The following is an 18,986-nucleotide window of genomic DNA, read 5'->3' as shown; positions in this document are numbered from 1 at the left end:
CGGCAGTTCAGCTGTACTATGGGCCCACCCCCCTGAATATGGCTCACGCTGCAATGGGAGTCCGCGATCACGATCTACGGTGACTGTACTTATGTGTTGACCCCACTGAAAAATAGATTCTCCGAAGCACCGCCCGCACTACGGCACCCCCCCCAACAAATTAAGTAGCAGAAAAGCCCCTACCACTCTAAAGCACTAAAGAACTAAAGCACTACAGCCCTACCGCACTAAAGAACTAAAGAACTAAAGCACTAACGAATTAAAGCACTAACGAACCCCTCCAATCCCATCCTGCCGGTCCAGAATATCTTCCAGTTTCTCGATACGGTCGGGGTGTCCGGTGAGATAGTCGTCCAGTCGTTCGCGGACGCGCTCGTCGGATTCATCAGACGAAGGGTCGGCTTTCACTTCCTCGAATTCCTCCTCGTCGGAGAAAGCCGGGCGGAGAAAATTCAGGACGGCTTCGGCGATGCCATTTTTGCGGTTTGCGGGCTGCGCGAGGGCGTCTAGGGTGGAGTTGATCAGGGCTTCTACCATGGTGCGGTGCTGTTTAGTGAAGGCGTTGCCCCTGCGTTACCGCCGCCGGGGGGTAAATGTTTGGGCGCGGCCGCGTGTGCCGGGGCTCTTTCGCCAAAGGCCGGGTTCCGTGGTGACGCATCCAGGGGAGGGTGTCGGTGCCATTTCCGGCGGTCAAGGACAGGCTCTCCGTGAGCGCGGAGAAGGTCGGGCTACGTGCCGGGCCGGCATTTTGGGATGGGCATTGCACCCGCGACCGCGCCCTGATTAGCGCTTGTTTGGGTTTTGCTTTTCTGGCCGAAAGGCCCGATTGCAAGTCACATGGTAATGCGCAAACAAGCTCTATATTCAGCGCATGAAATTGATCCGATTTATTAATTCCTCTGGCCGTACGGTCCCGGGCATCCACCGGGAAGACGGCAGCCGCATCGATGTGTCCGCCTTCGGGGAAGACTACAACGAGGCATTTTTCGGCAGCGATGGTCCCGCGCGCCTCGCGAGGTGGCTGGAGACGCACGCCGCGGAGTGTCCGATGGTGGGCCCCGACGTTAGATTGGCGCCGCCCTGCGCCCGACCCTCAAAGATCATCTGCGTGGGGATGAATTACGCCGCCCACGCCGAGGAAACGGGAGCCCGGCCGCCTTCCGAGCCGGTAATTTTCATGAAGGCCACCACCGCAATTTCCGGCCCGAACGACCCCATCGTGCTGCCCCGCGACAGTACCAAGACGGACTGGGAAGTGGAGCTGGCCCTGGTAATCGGCAAGCGCGCCAGCTACGTCACGGAAGACGAGGCGATGGACTGCGTTGCTGGCTACGTCCTGCACAATGACGTGAGTGAGCGCGCCTTCCAGATGGAGCGCGGCGGACAGTGGGTAAAGGGCAAAAGCGCCGATACCTTCGCACCGCTGGGCCCGTGGATCGCGACGCCCGACGAGATTGGAGATCCCCACCGGCTGCGGCTATGGCTGAAACTGAACGGGGAAACAGTACAGGACAGCAATACCTCCGACTTTATCTTCAATATTCCCACCTGCATCAGTTACATCAGTCGCTTCATGACCCTGCTGCCCGGCGACGTCATTAGTACCGGCACGCCCAGTGGGGTAGGCCTGGGCATGAAACCGAACCGCTACCTCAAAGTCGGCGACGTGGTCGAACTGGGCATCGACGGACTGGGAACCTCCCGGCAGGAAGTAAAAGCCTATCAAGCAACCGCATAAATGAAAAAACAACGCATTACCCACCCAGACCGGGCGACGGACTTCAGCACGGGGGCCTACTCCGACGGCGTCATTGTCGGTGACCTGCTCTTCGTGAGCGGACAGACGCCCATGAACTTTGCTACCTCCACCTACGCTCTTGGTACGATCGAGGAGGAAACCCGGCAGGTGCTAAACAACATCAAGTCCATTTTGGAGGCCGGCGGCGCGAGCATGGACAATGTAGTCAAGTGCACGGTGCACTTGGCGGACAGCGACGACTTCGACCGCTTCAACGCGGAGTACGCGACCTTCTTCTCGGGGGTCCGGCCGGCGCGCACCACCGTACAGTCGGGTCTCAAGAACGGCATCAAAGTGGAGATCGACGTCATTGCCAAAATCGGAACCTCGTGACCTGGAAACCCGACTACCGCTACGCGGTCGAGGGGCTGGAAGACCTGGACTCCCCGGCCCTGCTCGTCTTTCCGGAAGTGATCGCCGAGAACATCGACCGCGCCCTGGCGCTCACCGCCACCCCGGACGGCCACTGCCTGCAACCCCACATCAAGACCGTCAAGTGCCGGGAAGTAGCGGAAATGGCCCGGGGGCGGGGCATCACGCGCTTCAAGTGCAGCACGGTAAGCGAAGGGGAGCTGCTGGGGGAGGCCGGCGCCGGGCAGGTGCTGCTCAGCTACCAGCTGTCGGACGTTAAGGCGCGCCGGTGGCAGGAACTGCGGAGCATGTTCCCCGCGACGGAGTTTTCGAGTCTGGTCGACAACGAGGACACCGCGCGGATGCTTTCCGAACGCTTCGCCGACGACCCCCTGCCCGTATATCTCGACCTGAACCTGGGAATGGACCGCACCGGCGTTCGACCGGCCAAGGCCATGCCCCTGCTGCAGGTAGTGAATAGTTTGCCCGGACTGGCATTGCGTGGTTTTCACGTGTACGACGGACACATCCGCGATGCCGAGGAGTCGGCCCGTCGGCGACAGGCGGAGGCGGTGTTTGAGGAGGTGCAACGATTGCGGGCTTCGGCGGAGGCCCAGATTGGCACTACCCTGGAAATCGTAGTAGCCGGCTCTCCGAACTTTCCCTTTTACGTAGGCAAGCGCAACACGTGGGTGAGTCCCGGTACCTTCTTTCTGTGGGATGCCGGCTACGGAACCTCCTTTGACGAATGGCCCTTCGAGCCGGCCGCCCTGCTGCTTACGCGGGTGCTTTCCATCATCGACGAGCGGACGCTCTGTTTCGATCTCGGCTCCAAGGCCGTAGCCGCAGATCCGCCGCAGCCCCGGGTGTACTTTCCCGGTATTCCCAACTACGAGATCCGCGGACAGTGGGAGGAACACCTGGTCATCACCGTGCCCGACACCAGCCGGTTCCGGGTGGGGCAACCCTACTGGGCCGTGCCCCGTCACGTTTGCCCTACAGTGAACCTCTACGAGGAACTGCTGCCGGTGACCGGGGGGAAAGTAGAAACTGGCTGGCGGGTGACCGCCCGGGACCGCAAGATTACCGTGTGAGGCCCGTGTCTGGCAACTTGCGCTGAACCGGATAAAGGTTCGGTGAGGCACGTCGCTGAGCGAACCAAACAAACATCAGCCTACCGCCAATGCAAGCTACCCAACCCTTGATCGTCGACGCGCACCTGGACCTGGCCACCAACGCCATGGCCTACAACCGCGACCTCACCCGGCCGGTCCATGAGATCCGGCAGCGCGAGCGCTCGCTTAAGTTGACCGATCATCCCGATCGGGGCAGGGGTACGGTAGCACTGCCGGAACTGCGACGGGGTGGGGTAGGACTGGTCTTTGCCACAATGATCGCCCGGGTACAGCCGCCAGGCACCGTGCCCGTTAACGTGCGTCTGCCCGGCTGGCACTCGCCCGCTCAGGCCTGGGCCGATGCCCAGCGCCAGCTGGCCTGGTACCGGGAAATGGAGGAGCAGGGGGAGATGGTGTGCCTGACGGACTGGCCCTCCTCCGCCGCCCACCTGGAGCGCTGGAACGACGGCAACGATAATGATGATAAGCCAATCGGCTACGTGCTGGCGCTGGAAGGCGCCGACTCCATCGTCGATCTGGATCACCTGCACCGCTTTTACGCGCAAGGCCTGCGGTCCATCGGGCCGGCCCACTTCGGCCCCGGGCGCTACGCACCGGGTACGGGTTCCGACGGCGGCGGCCTTACCCCGGCGGGTCGGGAACTGCTCCGGGAGATGGACACGCTCGGCATGATCCTGGACCTTACCCACCTGACCGACCGCGGCTTCCTAGAAGCCCTGGAGCTTTACGGAGGCCCCGTAGTTGCCAGCCACCAGAACTGTCGGGCCTTGGTGCCTGGCGAGCGGCAGTTCAGCGACGAGCAGATCCGCCGGGTTGTCGAACGCGACGGGGTGCTGGGCGGCGCCCTGGACGCCTGGATGCTGCATCCGGGATACATGCGCGGCCGGGACGATCCGCGCGATCTGAATATCCGGCTGGAGCGAGTGATCGACCACTTCGATCACATCTGTCAGTTGGCAGGGAATTGCGACCACATCGGTATTGGGAGTGACCTGGACGGACTTTTCGGCCGGGAGCAGTCGCCCGCGGACCTCGACACCATCGCTGACCTGCAGCGGTTGGAGGACTTGCTGGCGCGCCGGGGGTACACTTCGGCGGATCGGGAGAAGGTACTCAGCGGGAATTGGGTGCGGGTGCTTCGGCGGGCGCTGGGTTCGTCCGCGGGCTAGTGGTCCGACCACTAAACAGCTGACCAACGCCCCCAGCACCCCACGAATGCGTTTTCTTTGCGGTTATGAAGCTCGATATCCTCCACGAAGACGAACACCTGCTGGTGGTCAACAAACCCGCCGACGTCCTTACCGTCCCCGACCGCCACGACCCCGACCTTCCCAACCTGAAACAGTTGCTCGCCGATCGCTACGGCGCGGTCATTCCCGTGCACCGGCTCGATCGGCCCACCACGGGTGCGCTGGTGTTTGCGCGCAACGCGGAAGCCCACCGCGGTCTGAGCATGCAGTTTGAAGCCCGGGAAGTGGAGAAAGTCTACCTGGCCCTGGTAGACGGCGTACCCGAGCAGGAAGAGGGGGAGATCGACGAGCCCATCGCCCCGCACCCTTCCAAGGTGGGCCGGATGATGGTCACCAACCGCAATGGCAAGTTCGCCCGTACCGACTACAAAGTGATGGAAGCACTCGGCAAGTTCAGCCTGCTCGGCGTTCAGATCTTCACGGGGCGCACCCACCAGATCCGGGTACACCTGGCCTATCTCGGTCACCCCCTGATCGTGGATCCCTTCTACGGCAAGCGCACCGAATTCCTGTTGTCCGAGATCAAGGGCCGCCGGTACAACATGGGTAAGCACGAGGTGGAACGCCCCTTACTTGACCGGGTACCCTTGCACGCCTCACGCCTTGGCTTCACCCACCCCGACACGCGGGAGTGGATGCACTTTGAGGTAGACCTGCCTAAGGACATGCGAGCCATGCTCAACCAACTCCGGAAATTGGGGTAGCGCCAGAACTCGATTTGCCATAGATTGATATTGGGTCACGCCCCGATCGGCGCATCCATTCGGGTAGACCAGAGAAAAACTATTGGCGGCAAGCCGACTAAAGGAGGATTTATTTCAAATATTTATATATGTTATAACTCCCACTCGGCGCGCACTTTTTTCGGCAACCCGGCTACCACCAGATCGTAGCTGTGATCGATAAGGGAGGCGACAAAGGCATCGGTAAGCTGTCCCTCCCCCACGCAGACGGTATTCCAGTGGCGTTTATTCATGTGCCAGCCGGGAAGGATCTCCGGGTGGCGTTCGCGCAACTCAATCGCCCGCTGGGGTTCGCATTTCAGGTTGATCCGGAGGTCCGCCTCGTCCAGTCCGGTGAGCGCGAACATCTTTCCCGCCACTTTCAGGACCAGGGTATCGGGACCAAAAGGGAGGCTTTCGGTGGTAGCGGGTTTGGCGAGGCAATAGGTGCGAAACGACTCCAGATTCATAGCCTAAATATAGTGCGGAAGCTGTTTGTTAGACCATACAATAGTGGGCTCTACCATCCGTGGCGTATGGTTGCTGTATCGTGGCAAGCCTTTTGCCATATTACCTTTACGCTTTTATCAGTTCTCGCCCCGACCTATATGAAACGCAACTTTTGTCTGGCTCTCATGACAATGATTAGTACCTGCCTTTTCGCCCAACACCAGGTGACGGCCCGGGTACTGGACGGGGATGGCAACGCGGTGACTTATGCTAACGTGGCTCTCTATGCCAGTGACGATTCTACCCTGGTAAAGGTGGAAACCACGGCCGATGACGGCTTCTTTCGTATCCGCAATCTTGTCCAGGATACCTACTTCCTGGTCATCAGCTACCTCGGGGCCCCTGACCTGAAGGTGGATAACCTTTCGGTAGCCGCCGACCAGGATCTGGGCGTGCTTACCCTGGCCCCCGGCGGGGTGGACCTGGCCCAGGCCACTGTCCGAACCACCCGCGCCCTTGTGGAAGTAAAACCCGACCGTACCGTATTCAACGTCCAGGGAACAATTAATGCCGCCGCTAACGACGGACTAGAACTGCTGCGCAAGGCGCCCGGGGTGGCCATCGACAATAACGACAACATCAGCGTCCTGAGCCGGTCGGGCGTCCTCATATACATCGACGGTCGCCGCATGCCCCTGCAGGGCACCGACCTGAGCAATTACCTGCGCACCCTCACCGCCGAACAGATCGACCGGATCGACATCATCACCAGTCCCGGGGCCCGATACGAAGCCCAGGGAAATGCCGGCATAATCGACATTCGCCTCAAGCGCGCGGAAGACGAGGGGGCCAACGGCAGCTTGGCCCTGTCCGGCAGCCAGGGGCGCTACGCCCAGTACGCCGTCAACCTGGGGGGCAATTACCGCAACGATCGCTTCAACCTCTTTTCTACGCTCACCTACACACGCAATCAGTCGTTCAGCAAGAGCGACTTTATCAGTCGGCAGAACAATTTTCTGCTGGTCGACGACCTGCTCAGCGTGCCCACCCTGCGCACGCCGGGCATCCGGGCGGGGCTCGACGTCTACCTCGGCAAACGGCAAACCCTGGGCGTACTCTTCAACGGCCAATACCAGAACGAATCGCGGGAGGTAGGCAACAGCACGGAAATCTACACGGGCCCCTCCGCCGTCGGACAACCGGTAGCCGGGATGCCCGATAGTATCCTGCGGGCCGAGGTCTTCGACGAAGGAGACCACAACCAGAATACCCTCAACCTCAACTACAATTTCGCCATCGGCAGCGGTCATAACCTGAACGTGGATCTCGATTACGGACGCTTCCGCAACGACAACCAGATCGACCAGCCCAACCGCTACTTTTCTCCGGCGGGGCAGCTGCTTTCCGTGTCCAACAACTCATTCGATACCCCGATCGACATCGACATTTATACCGCCCGTCTGGATTACGAATTCCCAATCGGGGAGGGGGCGGCGAGCGCGGGTGCAAAGTTCTCCCAGGTCAATACCGGCAACACCTTTTTATTCTATGACGGCCTCCACGGCGATCGCCAGTTGGTGGATGACCGCAGCAATTCATTCGCCTACGATGAATCGGTCTACGCCCTCTATTCCAGCTACGACGGTGCCTTCAGCGAGCGGTGGCGGTACAGCATGGGGCTGCGCATGGAGGTGACCGACGCCAGCGGCGTACTGACCACCTTCGGCGGCGCGCCGGAACCTCCGGTGGACTTCAACTACGTGAGCCTGTTCCCCAACCTGGGAATCACGCACACCCTGCCTTCCGGCAACGTATTGAACCTGCGCTATGGCCGCCGCATCAACCGTCCGGACTACAACAGCCTCAACCCCTTCCGCGTGCAGCTAAACGAACTGAGCTACCGCCGCGGCAACCCCTTCTTGCAACCCGAGAAGATCAACAACGTGGAACTCGGATACGTCGTGGGCCGGCGCTACAACTTCAAGCTCGCCTACAGCCGGACCGAAGACCAGGTGGCGCAGTTGTTGAGCCCCGACGACGAGGACCCCCGCGCCGGCTTCGAGACCTATGACAACCTGGCGCAGCAGACCGTCTACAGCTTCACGGCCAGTGCACCCATTCAGATCCTACCCTGGTGGCGTACCTACCTCAACGTCATGGGCGGCTACCTGAGCAACGAGGCCGACTACGAGGAGGGCGGAACGGTGAATATTGAAGTGTTCAATTACCGCTTCTACAACCAGAACACCTTCACCCTGCCCGGGAAATTCACTGCCGAAGTAACCGGACAGTACATCGGGCCCGGAGTGGGCGGCGGAACCTTTGAGTACAACGGTTTCGGTGTTATCAACCTCGGCCTGCAGCGGTCGCTATTCCATAGCCTCGTCAATGCGAAGTTGACCTTCAGCGACATCCTCTACACTTCCATCATCGAGGGCAGCAGCAACTTCAACGGACTGTACGCCGAGGGCCGGGTGGCGCGGGACAGCCGCCGCGTCGGGCTCAGTCTCAGCTATAATTTCGGCAACCAGAAAGTGCGTTCGCGCCGCCGGGATACCGGGCTGGACGCGGAAGCGAGCCGGGTACACTAGGTTGAGGGGATTTTTCAGGAAAGTATGCATTTGACCTTCTCTGCAGGCTTACGGCTCAGGGAATTCCGGGAGTGGTTGCGTCGTATTGGCAGACGTCGGACGTCTTAGACGTCCGACGTCTGCCAGGGCTCCACAGCCCTTCCAACTGACCACTTTCTAGGCCCACCGGTCTGGCCCATCGCCTCTACGTGGCAAGCAAGGGTGATAAACGCACAAAATCAGCATTGCCATTTTGACAGACGTCCGACGTCTGCCACAGTCGCCTCGCCGGCGTACCTTGCCCGCAAACCTCCTCACAGTATGGTATCCATCATTATGGGCTCCGATTCCGATCTGCCGGTCATGCGGGAAGCGGCGGAGATCCTCACCGAATTTGATATTCCCGTGGAAGTCACCGTCGTCAGCGCCCACCGCACGCCGGACCGTCTGTTCGAATACGCCCGGGGGGCGGCGGCGCGCGGGGTGCAAGTCATCGTGGCCGGAGCCGGGGGAGCGGCCCATCTCCCCGGCATGGTAGCCAGCCTGACCCCCCTGCCCGTAATCGGCGTGCCCATCAAAAGCCGCAACAGCATCGACGGTTGGGACTCGGTGCTCTCCATCCTGCAGATGCCCGGAGGGATCCCCGTGGCGACCGTAGCCCTCGACGGAGCCAAGAACGCCGGCCTGCTGGCCGCCCGCATCCTCGGAGCGCAGGACGAAGGCATACGCCGTCGCATGGCCGATTACCAGGAGTCGCTGCGCAAGGCAGTAGAGCAGAAGTACACCCGGCTGGAGCGGGAAGGTTGGCAGTAGCGGTGGCGCGGGGGAGGGGCTTGTCGTAACTTCGCCGATTCTAGCAACGTTACCCCCCAAAGTATATCTGAATGTCAACCGCGGAAAAGAAAGCCGACAATTTTATCGAGGAGATCATCCTGGAAGACCTCGCCAACGGTAAGCACGGCGGACGTATCCACACCCGCTTCCCGCCGGAACCAAACGGCTACCTCCATATCGGGCACGCTAAGGCCATCGTCATCAACTTCGAGACGGCCAAGAAATTCGGCGGCAAGACCAACCTCCGCATGGACGATACCAACCCCAGTACGGAGGAAACGCTGTACGTTGACAATATCCAGAGCGACATCCGCTGGCTCGGCTACGAATGGGAGGGTGATACGCGGTACGCCTCCGATTACTTCGACCATCTGTACCAGTTTGCCCTGCGACTTATCGATAAGGGCCTCGCCTACGTGGATGAATCGTCCGCCGCGGAAATCGAGTCTCAAAAAGGAGACATCGGCGTGCCCGGCACCAACAGTCCCCACCGCGACCGCAGCCCGGCGGAGAACCGCGACCTATTCGAGCGGATGCGCGCCGGAGAGTTCCCGGATGGCAGCAAGGTACTGCGGGCCAAGATCGATATGGCGCACCCCAACCTCCTCCTGCGCGACCCGGTCCTGTACCGGATCAAACACGAAGCCCACCACCGCACGGGCGAAAACTGGTGCATCTACCCCCTCTACGACTTCGCGCACGGCCAGAGCGACTCCCTGGAGGAGATTACGCATTCGTTGTGCAGCCTGGAATTTCGCCACCACCGTGACCTGTACAACTGGCTCATCGAGGCCCTGGAGATCTTCCCCAGCCGGCAGATCGAATTTGCCCGCATGAACGTGGATTATTTCATTACCTCGAAGCGACGGTTGAAACTGCTCGTGGACGAAGGCATCGTCACTGGATGGGACGACGCCCGCATGAGTACGTTGGCTGGACTGCGGCGCAAGGGATACCCGGCAGAGGCCATCCGCAACTTCTGCATGGATACGGGGGTTACGCGTCGCGATAGCCAGCAAACGCTCGACCTGCTGGAGTACAAGGTCAGGGAAGTGCTGAACCGCGACGCCGACCGCTACATGGCGGTCCTCGATCCGGTCAGGCTGGTCATCACCAACTATCCCGAGGGGCAAACCGAAATGCTGGAAACGGAAAACAACCCGGAGAATGAAGAAAGGGGTACCCGCGAACTGCCCTTCAGCCGGGAGATTTACGTGGAGCGCGAGGATTACCGCAAGGAGCCCCAGAACCGCAAATATTTCCGGCTCGCCCCCGAGAAGGACGTACGCCTGAAGAGCGCCTATATCATCCACTGCGAAGGCCACGAGGAGGACGCCGACGGCAACGTCACCCAGATCAACTGCACATACTATCCGGATTCTCGCTCGGGGGAAGACACCAGTGGCGTCAAAGCCAAGGGAACGCTACACTGGGTCAATGCACCTACCGCCGTGGATATTGAAGTGAGGATGTACGAACCCCTGTTCACCGACCCCACGCCCATGGATCACGAAGACCGGGATTTCATGGACTTCCTCAATCCGAACAGCCTGCAGGTCATCACGGCCAAAGGGGAGCCAGCCCTGGCTGAAGGCAAGGTGGGGGAAAGCTTTCAATTTCTTCGCAAGGGCTACTTCACGGTTGATCCCGACAGTCGGGAGGGCAAGCCGGTGGTGAACCTCACCGTCGGCCTGAAGTCGAGCTGGAAAGGGTAGGGTCAGCCCCCGGATTTTTTGGTATTCGGGTAGCCGTTGGCCAGCAGGTACTCCACCACCCGGTCGCGCTGGTCGCCCTGAATGATGATCTCACCGTTCTTGGCCGAGCCGCCTACGCCGCAGGTCGATTTGAGCCGTTTGCTCAGCTCCTGCAGCCCGGCATCCGAGCCCGCATAACCGGTAATGATGGTGGCCGTCTTGCCCCGCCGCTGCTTGCGATCGATGAGCACGCGCAGGGGGTCCTGGTACGTGGCACCCGCGTCCGCGCCCGCCTGATCCTCCGGTTCGTTCCCGGCCGAAGCGTCCGAGGGTCCTGCCGGCAGGTTGCCGAGGGCGGACAAGGCGGCAAAGGGGTTGTCGGTGGCGGATTCCTTCTTGGGCGCGTAGTTCTTTCTGGCCATGGTCAGGTGGATTTAACGGTGGTGGGAGGGGTCACGTTGAGTTGGCCCGAGTCTACGGCGGCGGCTACGTCGGGTTTAAAGCCGTAAACCAGGTTGAGGTAGGCCGACCGCGCCACCCGGAACCACCAGACGAATAGCACCGCGACAATCGCCACCAGGGCCGCGAAAGAGGCGATCATCGACCAGCCGAATACCCAGTGGAGCAGCATGACGACACCCAGGCAGAAAAAGCCCGATCCGATGTAGGATATGAACATGGCCCCGTAATAAAAGCCGGGCTCGGGAAAGTATCGCTGGCCGCAGGCCGGGCAGTGGGTATACTGGGCGAAGGGTTGGCGAAACGAGAAACTGGGGGTGGGAAAGAGATCACCCCGATGACAGGTGGGGCATTTCAGGGAAAAGATACTGTACAGTTTGCTGGCCATCGGGGGGAGGGGTTATCGACGCCGGAAAATTCCGATTGGCAGACGCTTAAGGTAAGCAGGACCGCCGTTTTTGGTGGTTCGTCGAAGAAATGGGAATCGAAAGTAACTTTCGGTGGGTTGAAGAGTATAAATGGGAAAGGCTCAGGTAAAGTTTTCTATATTAGGACTGGATTTCGAGCACGAAACGCCCATGATTTGAAAAGGTAATCCCGAATGCGTCAATTAAAGATCAGTAATAAAATTACCAGCCGCGAAAGTATCGCCCTGGAAAAGTACCTGACCGACATCGGCAAGATCGATCTGTTGACCCCGGAGGACGAAGCCCATCTGGCCGCCCGCATTCGGGAAGGAGACCAGGCCGCGTTGGAGCGCCTCACCAAGGCTAATTTGCGTTTCGTGGTATCGGTGGCCAAGCAATATCAGAATCAGGGCCTCAGCCTGTCCGACCTCATTAACGAGGGCAACGTGGGCCTGATCAAGGCCGCCAAACGATTCGATGAGACACGGGGCTTTAAGTTCATTTCCTACGCCGTATGGTGGATCCGCCAAAGCATCATGCAGGCCATCGTGGAGTACAGCCGACTGGTCAGGATGCCCAACAACAAAGCCGCCGGCTATACCAAGATCACGGAGGCCATCGCCAGCTTTCAGCAGGAGTTCGAGCGCGAACCCGAGCCGGAGGAACTGGCAGAGGTACTGAAGATCTCCGTGGCCGACGTGGACCGCGCCCTACGCGGGCGCATGCGACACCTCTCGTTCGACGCCCCGGTGGCCGGCGACGACAGCGACATCACCATGCTGGATACCCTGCCCAATGACGAAGATTCCAACCCGGACCTCAAGGTGATGGGCGAATCCCTCAGCAAGGAGATCATCGCCAACCTGAACCTGCTGGCCCCCCGCGAGCGGGCCGTACTGGCCGCTTACTTCGGACTTGACGGCGAGGAGCAACTCAACCTGGAAGAGATTGGCGACCGCTTCGACCTCACGCGGGAACGCGTCCGGCAGATCAAGGAACGCGCCATCCGCCGGCTGCGCCGCAGCCGCAACAAAAACCTGCTGCGCAGTTACCTCGGGTAGATCCTCCGTGCGCGATCCCCCAGGTCCGTACCGCCGCCTTCTTTCTATCTTTCGGCCATGCCGATTTTCTTCGCCTCCGACTTTCACCTGGGGACCGACGCCCGCACCAGCAGTCGGGAAAGAGAGCGCGAGGTGGTGCGCTGGCTCGACCACTGCGTGAGCGAGGGAGCCGACGCGATTTACCTGGTCGGCGACCTATTCGATTTCTGGTTCGAATGGCGCCACGCCGTACCCCGCGGCCATGTGCGTTTCCTCGGCAAACTGGCCGAGATCACCGACGGGGGTACACCGATTCACGTCTTCACCGGTAACCACGACCTGTGGATGCAGGATTACCTGCCACGGGAGACTGGAGTCACCCTTCACTACCAACCCGTAGTACATGAGCTGCAGGGCAGGAAACTGCTGATCGGCCACGGTGACGGTTTGGGACCCGGCGACTACGGCTACAAGCGAATGAAGAAAGTGATGGATGCACCCTGGGCCAAATGGCTTTACGCCCGCCTGCACCCCAACCTGGCCATGCGCCTGGCGCTCTTCTTCAGTCACAAAAGTCGGGAAGGGCAACCCTCCGAAGCCGAGTTCAATGGCCCGGACCGGGAATGGCTCGTGGCCTACAGCGAGCGCCGCGTGGCGCAGGACCCGAGCATCGACTATTGCATCTTCGGCCACCGGCACCTGCCCATCGACTACCGACTTTCGAACGGAAACAGCCGCTACATCAACCTCGGCGAGTGGCTTAACTACTGCACTTACCTGCGTCTGGAGAACGGTGAAGCCAGTCTGCTGCGGTGGGACGATACAGTGGCGGTACCCCTTTACCGCGGCGGAGCCGCCAACCTGGCGATCAACCGGGAATCGTAATTTTCTGTTACCTTCGCAATGCTCGGGGCATCCGCGTCCCGACCTCGTTTTGACATGTTACCCTGACCAAATCCAGCGGCTGACCACCGCGAAATAAAACCTCAATGTTTTGCCCCTGAAAGATCCCGAGCTAACCACCGCGGACTTCCGGAAACTGCCGGAATCGGACTTTGAGCGCGCGCTGAATGACTACTACGTCTGTCGCGTGAGCCGAGAACTCAGCAACATCATCAGAAAGGACGTCCTGACCGGTCGGGCCAAATTCGGGGTGAGCGACGACGGCAAAGAACTTTACCAGGTAGCCATGGCCCGGGCCATTGAAAAAGGCGACTGGCGGGCCGACTACTACCGCGGCCACACCCTGCTGCTCACCCTCGGCATGACCACCCCGGAGCAGTTGCTTGCCCAGCTCTACTCCGACGACCAACACGACCCCTTCAGCAGCGGCCGGCAGATGGGAGGGCACTACGCCAACCAGACCATCGACGAAGACGGCAACTGGCTTGACAATACCCAAAGCTTCAACCTCAGCAGCGCCACCAGCCCTACGGCCGGTCAAATGGCGCGCGGCTTCGGACTCGCTTTTGCCTCCAAGGTGTACCGCATGGACAGCGAGCTGCCCGGAGAACTGCATTCCAAGGACGGCAACGAGATTTCCTGGACCGAGATTGGCGATGCCTCCACCAGTGAGGGCGTATTCTGGGAAACCATGAACGCCGCCGGAGTGACCGGCGTCCCGATGGTTTGCACGGTGGTCGACGACGGATTCGGCATCAGTGTACCCGTGGAACTGCAAACCACCAAGGGCAGCATCAGTGAGGCCCTGGCCGGACTGCAGCAGGAAGGCGACAGCAACGGTATCGACATCTACACCGTCAAGGGCTGGGATTATCCGGCCCTGGTGGAACTGTATCCGAAAGTGGCCCGACGCGTGCGCACCAACCACCGCGCGGCACTCATCCACGTACAGGAGCTTACCCAGCCCAACGGTCACAGTACCAGCGGAAGTCACGAGCGCTACAAATCCGAAGAGCGCCTGCAGTGGGAAAAAACCTGGGACTGCCTCTCGCAGTTCCGCCATTACCTCCTGGCAACTGGAGTAGCTGAAGTGGCCGACCTCGACGAACTGGACCGTCGCGCCAAGAAAGAAGTAGCCGCCGCACGCAAGCGTGCCTGGGAGAACCTCACCGGACCCCGCAAGGAACGCCGGGACGAACTACTCCAGCAGCTCCCCACCGAAGCACTGCGCGGCCCTGCCCTCCAGGCCTTCGCCAAGCAGGTACAGGGAATGAATTTTCCCCTTCTTTCGGAACTCATCGACGCCGTGCGTCGCCTCCGCTTCCAGATGGGTGAAACCGGCCTGCCCCGCGGACTGAGCGACTGGCTCCGGGATGCGACTTACGAGCTCCGTGAGGCGAAAGGGGCGAACCTCCTCAGCAATACCCCGCAGTCGCCCCTGCGTATCGGAGGCACCCCGGCCACTTACGAGGAGGGCGGGAAGCAACTGCCCGGCTACGAGATCCTGCAACACTACTTTACCGCCAAATTCGAAGAACGGCCGGAACTCTTCGCCTTCGGAGAGGATGTTGGCGAGATCGGCGACGTGAACCAGGGCTTTGCCGGACTACAGGAACGATTCGGTAAGCACCGGGTCTTCGATACCGGTATCCGGGAATGGACCATACTCGGTCAGGCCATGGGAATGGCCATGCGCGGCCTGCGCCCCATTGCCGAGATCCAGTACCTGGACTACATGTACTACGGACTGCCGATCCTGACCGACGATGTAGCCACCCTGCGCTGGCGTACCAACGGTATGCAGGCCTGCCCGCTCATTGTCCGCACCCGCGGGCATCGCCTGGAAGGCATCTGGCACAGCGGCTCGTATCTGGCACCGCTCATCGGTAGCCTGCGCGGTATGCACCTTTGCGTTCCCCGCAATATGGTACAGGCCGTAGGCCTCTACAATACCCTTCTGGACGGTGACGATCCTGCCCTCGTGATCGAGGTGCTCAATGGTTACCGGCTGCGGGAACCCGAGCCGAGTAATCTCCTGGAATTCCGGGTGCCGCTCGGTGTCCCCGAAAGACTTACCCGGGGCGACGATCTGACCATTGTTACCTACGGGGCTTGTGTCCGGCACTGCGTTGAAGCGGCCGGTATTCTGGCTGAGCGCGGCATCGGGGTAGAAGTGGTTGACGTACAGACCCTGCTTCCTTTCGACCTGGAGCACCGCATCACCGGCTACCTGGCCCATACCAACCGACTGCTCATCGTTGATGAAGACATGCCCGGAGGAACTACGGCATACATCGAACGGGAGATCATCGAGGGACAGGACGCGTTCCGCCTGCTCGACGCCCCGGTGCGGACGCTAACGGCTGCCGTACACCGCCCCGCCTACGCCGACGATGGAAACTACGCCAGCAAACCGCAGACGATGGATATCGTCGAAGCCGCTGTGGAGCTCGTCGCCTACTGAATCCAACCCATGGTACGGGCGTGAGCGGCCGCTTCCTCGTAGGAGCCGACCAGCCGTACGTTGATTGTACTGATGTCTTCTATCAGGTCTTCGATCCGGCGAGCGCGTTCTTCGTGCTGCACGTCGCGAATGTAAATGCACAGGATGCGCTCGGGATTGTTGCGCGCGGCTTCGAGGTAGATGTCCGTGTCGGCCTCCCCGCTGTCTCCGAGCATGATAAAGGGTAGGTCGGGGTAGGTGGTCAGGATCTTGTCCACCATATCCGCCTTGTGGGTTTTAAAGGACTGGACCGTGTCTTCTGCGGGCAATCCGAAATCCCGCAGCAGGATGGGGCCGCGGGGCAGGTGGTTCAGGTGAAGGAAATCGAGCAGGAGATCGTAGAGGTTCCAGGGGCTGTTTGAAACGTAGAAAAAGGGATTGAACCCCTTGGCGTCCGGCCCGCCCTGCAGTGCCTCATAAAAGTCGGACACCCCCTCGAATGCCCGGCGGTTGCCGGCGTTCTTGAGCAGGGTATGCATCATGGTCTTCAACTTGAACCGGCTGGTCACATCGGTTTGCAAGATGGTATCGTCGATGTCACTGATAATGCCGAACTCGGCTTCCTGGGGCATCACCACGTCGGAATGCGATACGTGGTTTACGACTCCGTCCAGGGGGGTGCTCACCACGCGTATGGTGGCCTCCTGCCAGAGCTGGTCCCCGGAGTGGGGGGCTTCCTCCGGTTTGCAGTGGTGCTCGACCTGGAAGTATCCCTCGCTGTCGGTTACCCGCTTGAAGGTGTGCTCGCCCCAGGTGATCTCCACCTCCGCATGGTCGATCTCCCGGCTGTTGAACCGCTTGAAGTTATTGACCAGATTATGCCACAGGTGGTCGCGTTCGTTGCGGCTGATGCCCCGGTCGCGCAGCACCCGCCCGGTGAGGTAGAGGTAGTCGGGCCGGGCGAATCCGATGTAGTTGGCCACATCCACGGGTTTGTCCTGTCCCCACTTGAGGCGGTCCACAAGGTTGTCCCATTCGCGGTGAATACCATAGGCTAGGGCGGTCAGCGGCATACTGGCTTGGTTTTTGGTTTCTGTTCCGGTGTACGAAGTTTTGCTAGGAGCCTTTGTTCACTGGGCGGCGGTGCGCAGGTGCTGGGGCGGGTGCCGACCTGGCCAGCATTCGTGGTTATCACACTGGACCCGCGCGCCGGCGCCAGCTGGATAACGGGAGGGCGGGGCCAAAGCGGATACGAGCGAGGCACTTCCCCGGGTAAGATATATCAATGTGGTCGATGATACGGATCAATCTCCCACAGGCCGCCCACCGGCAACTTTGTGGGGCAACAAACTCACCTGTCATGCGCTTTTACGCTATCACGGTCGACCAGATCGTATACCGCTTTTACCTTATGATGGCCATTGTCCTTATCGCGCTGTTTAGTGGCTGGACCTCCTTCGCCTTGCTTTCGCTTCCCATCTTCCTCAGCGCTATCTTGGGCATTCGCTTTCGTACACCTGCACCCCGGAAGGTTATCCCGATACGCCAGGTAACCTCCTCCGGAAAGGTGGTGGAGCTTTCCTCCGCCAATGCCGTCGAGGGCGATAAAGTAGCGTGATTCGGGCCGGCGGTCGGGCGGTCTGCTTATTTAATTGTGGACCACCGGCGGCCGGTGCAGGAGGCTTCCCGTAATCGCCGTTTCCCCCGAAATTGCCCGGGGTACCGGCGGGGAGTAAATGAAATTATATGAGCCAGGATGATGGACGGCGACTCAAGGCCCTTTTTGAAATGGCCACCGACGGTATCATCACGATGAACGACCGTGGCATAATGGAGAACGTGAACCGGGCCGCCTGTGAACTATTCGGATATACTGCGGAAGAACTCCGGGGACAGAAGGTCAATATGCTGATGTCTTCCCACGACCGCACCCACCACGACGAATACCTGGAGCGTTACCAGCGCACGCGCGTTCCCCACATCATCGGCATCGGTCGCGAAGTGACGGGTCGCTGCAAGGACGGGCGTGAATTCCCCCTCCGCTTGGCCGTCAGTGAGGTCACCCTGGCGGAGGGTACCGTCTACACGGGAATCCTCCACGATCTGAGCGAGTTCCACCTGGCCAAGAAGCGGGTGGACGATCTCAACAGGAGCCTGGAAAGCAAGGTGATCGAGCGCACCGCCGCGCTGCGGGCGCGGGAGGCCGAGCTCCAACGGGCCCTGGGCAAGGAACGGGAACTCAATGAGCTGAAAAGCCGGTTCCTCACCCTGGCCAGCCACGAGTTCAAGACCCCGCTGAGTACTGTGCTCAGCTCCGCCGAACTGATCGAACTGTACACTGACACCGGGCAACAACCCAAACGACAAGGGCACCTGAACCGCATCAAGGAGGCAGTAGGCCAGCTTACGGAGATCCTCAACGATTTCCTCTCCCTGAGCCAGCTGGAACAGGGAGTCATCCGGCCGGAGGTACGCAAGGTGCACCTGGACTCGGTGCTGTCCACCGCCATAGAAGCCAGCGAGGGGCAGCTGAAGCCAGGGCAGGTGATAGAAGTGACCGGACTGGACGGGGATACCCTAATCACGACGGATCCCAAGTTGCTGCGCCGCATCTTAATCAACCTCTTGTCCAACGCCGCCAAGTACTCACCGCCCGATTCACCCCTGTATGTACGTGCCTCGCTCCTCGAGGGTGAACTGCTGCTGGAGGTAGAGGATCACGGTATCGGAATTCCCCTGGAGGATCAGGTGCACCTCTTCGACCGCTTTTTCCGCGCCCGCAACGTCGAGAACATCAAGGGCACCGGACTGGGACTGAATATCGTGGCCCAGTACGTTGAATTGCTGGGCGGCAGTCTCAACTATACCAGCCGGGAGGGGGAGGGGACCACTTTTAGTATACGGCTGCCGAATACGGATAACTGACCAC

At 60.4% G+C, this 18,986-nt stretch carries 18 protein-coding genes; 13 read left to right on the top strand and 5 right to left on the bottom strand.

From position 1 onward, the window contains the following. Window positions 1-267: 267 nt before the first annotated feature. Window positions 268-537: a hypothetical protein gene (locus E4021_RS06170; protein ID WP_136457465.1), complete on the bottom strand. Its 270-nt coding sequence runs from the start codon at window positions 535-537 to the stop codon at window positions 268-270. Window positions 538-871: 334 nt separating this feature from the next. On the opposite strand from E4021_RS06170, the gene E4021_RS06165 reads away from it, so the two are divergent. The 5 genes from E4021_RS06165 (at window position 872) to E4021_RS06145 (ending at window position 5,239) form a co-directional block, all read left to right on the top strand. After that, entirely contained in the window at window positions 872-1,738 is an 867-nt protein-coding gene (locus tag E4021_RS06165; protein ID WP_136457463.1) for a fumarylacetoacetate hydrolase family protein, read from the top strand. Next, a complete protein-coding gene (locus E4021_RS06160) occupies window positions 1,739-2,131 on the top strand; it encodes a RidA family protein (protein ID WP_136457461.1) in 393 nt (130 codons plus the stop codon). Beyond that, window positions 2,128-3,243, top strand: a complete 1,116-nt coding sequence (locus tag E4021_RS06155; RefSeq protein WP_136457459.1) for an alanine racemase — start codon at window positions 2,128-2,130, stop codon at window positions 3,241-3,243. Before E4021_RS06160 ends, E4021_RS06155 begins: the two co-directional genes overlap by 4 nt. An 89-nt stretch (window positions 3,244-3,332) precedes the next feature. Then, window positions 3,333-4,454, top strand: a complete 1,122-nt coding sequence (locus E4021_RS06150) for a dipeptidase (RefSeq protein ID WP_136457457.1) — start codon at window positions 3,333-3,335, stop codon at window positions 4,452-4,454. Between the two features lie 65 nt (window positions 4,455-4,519). Beyond that, a complete protein-coding gene (locus E4021_RS06145) occupies window positions 4,520-5,239 on the top strand; it encodes an RluA family pseudouridine synthase (RefSeq protein ID WP_136457455.1) in 720 nt (239 codons plus the stop codon). A gap of 131 nt (window positions 5,240-5,370) precedes the next feature. Here E4021_RS06145 and E4021_RS06140 read toward each other — a convergent pair whose 3' ends face one another. Then, window positions 5,371-5,727: an MmcQ/YjbR family DNA-binding protein gene (locus E4021_RS06140; RefSeq protein WP_136457453.1), complete on the bottom strand. Its 357-nt coding sequence runs from the start codon at window positions 5,725-5,727 to the stop codon at window positions 5,371-5,373. Window positions 5,728-5,892: 165 nt separating this feature from the next. Between E4021_RS06140 and E4021_RS06135 the strand changes: the two genes are divergently transcribed. The 3 genes from E4021_RS06135 (at window position 5,893) to E4021_RS06125 (ending at window position 10,826) form a co-directional block, all read left to right on the top strand. Continuing rightward, window positions 5,893-8,298: a TonB-dependent receptor gene (locus tag E4021_RS06135; protein WP_246050238.1), complete on the top strand. Its 2,406-nt coding sequence runs from the start codon at window positions 5,893-5,895 to the stop codon at window positions 8,296-8,298. A gap of 300 nt (window positions 8,299-8,598) precedes the next feature. Next, window positions 8,599-9,090: a 5-(carboxyamino)imidazole ribonucleotide mutase gene (purE, locus tag E4021_RS06130; protein ID WP_136457449.1), complete on the top strand. Its 492-nt coding sequence runs from the start codon at window positions 8,599-8,601 to the stop codon at window positions 9,088-9,090. Window positions 9,091-9,161: 71 nt separating this feature from the next. Next, a complete protein-coding gene (locus E4021_RS06125) occupies window positions 9,162-10,826 on the top strand; it encodes a glutamine--tRNA ligase/YqeY domain fusion protein (RefSeq protein WP_136457447.1) in 1,665 nt (554 codons plus the stop codon). A 2-nt stretch (window positions 10,827-10,828) separates the two neighbouring features. Here E4021_RS06125 and E4021_RS06120 read toward each other — a convergent pair whose 3' ends face one another. Then, window positions 10,829-11,227 carry a translation initiation factor gene (locus E4021_RS06120; RefSeq protein ID WP_136457445.1) on the bottom strand — a complete coding sequence of 133 codons (399 nt, stop codon included), beginning with the start codon at window positions 11,225-11,227 and terminating at the stop codon, window positions 10,829-10,831. Between the two features lie 2 nt (window positions 11,228-11,229). Beyond that, window positions 11,230-11,652: a DUF983 domain-containing protein gene (locus tag E4021_RS06115; protein WP_136457443.1), complete on the bottom strand. Its 423-nt coding sequence runs from the start codon at window positions 11,650-11,652 to the stop codon at window positions 11,230-11,232. 213 nt (window positions 11,653-11,865) lie between these two features. Between E4021_RS06115 and E4021_RS06110 the strand changes: the two genes are divergently transcribed. From E4021_RS06110 to E4021_RS06100, 3 genes are all read left to right on the top strand, one after another. Then, window positions 11,866-12,732, top strand: coding sequence for a sigma-70 family RNA polymerase sigma factor (locus E4021_RS06110; protein WP_136457441.1), 867 nt, complete (start codon window positions 11,866-11,868; stop codon window positions 12,730-12,732). Window positions 12,733-12,789: 57 nt separating this feature from the next. Then, window positions 12,790-13,596, top strand: a complete 807-nt coding sequence (locus E4021_RS06105) for a UDP-2,3-diacylglucosamine diphosphatase (protein ID WP_136457439.1) — start codon at window positions 12,790-12,792, stop codon at window positions 13,594-13,596. Window positions 13,597-13,705: 109 nt separating this feature from the next. Continuing rightward, a complete protein-coding gene (locus E4021_RS06100; protein ID WP_246050237.1) occupies window positions 13,706-16,078 on the top strand; it encodes an alpha-ketoacid dehydrogenase subunit alpha/beta in 2,373 nt (790 codons plus the stop codon). On the opposite strand, the gene E4021_RS06095 is transcribed toward E4021_RS06100, so the two are convergent. Continuing rightward, entirely contained in the window at window positions 16,072-17,130 is a 1,059-nt protein-coding gene (locus E4021_RS06095) for an App1 family protein (RefSeq protein ID WP_136457437.1), read from the bottom strand. The two genes, E4021_RS06100 and E4021_RS06095, sit on opposite strands and share 7 nt — an antisense overlap. 287 nt (window positions 17,131-17,417) lie before the next feature. Between E4021_RS06095 and E4021_RS06090 the strand changes: the two genes are divergently transcribed. Then, window positions 17,418-17,675, top strand: a complete 258-nt coding sequence (locus tag E4021_RS06090; RefSeq protein WP_136457435.1) for a hypothetical protein — start codon at window positions 17,418-17,420, stop codon at window positions 17,673-17,675. 128 nt (window positions 17,676-17,803) lie between these two features. After that, a complete protein-coding gene (locus E4021_RS06085; RefSeq protein ID WP_136457433.1) occupies window positions 17,804-18,982 on the top strand; it encodes a PAS domain-containing sensor histidine kinase in 1,179 nt (392 codons plus the stop codon). Window positions 18,983-18,986: the final 4 nt, after the last annotated feature.

This window comes from Neolewinella litorea (genome assembly GCF_004803465.1).
Classification (GTDB): Bacteria; Bacteroidota; Bacteroidia; order Chitinophagales; family Saprospiraceae; genus Neolewinella; species Neolewinella litorea.
Note: the sequence above shows the minus strand (reverse complement) of the source record. Positions and strands in the feature narration are given on the sequence as shown.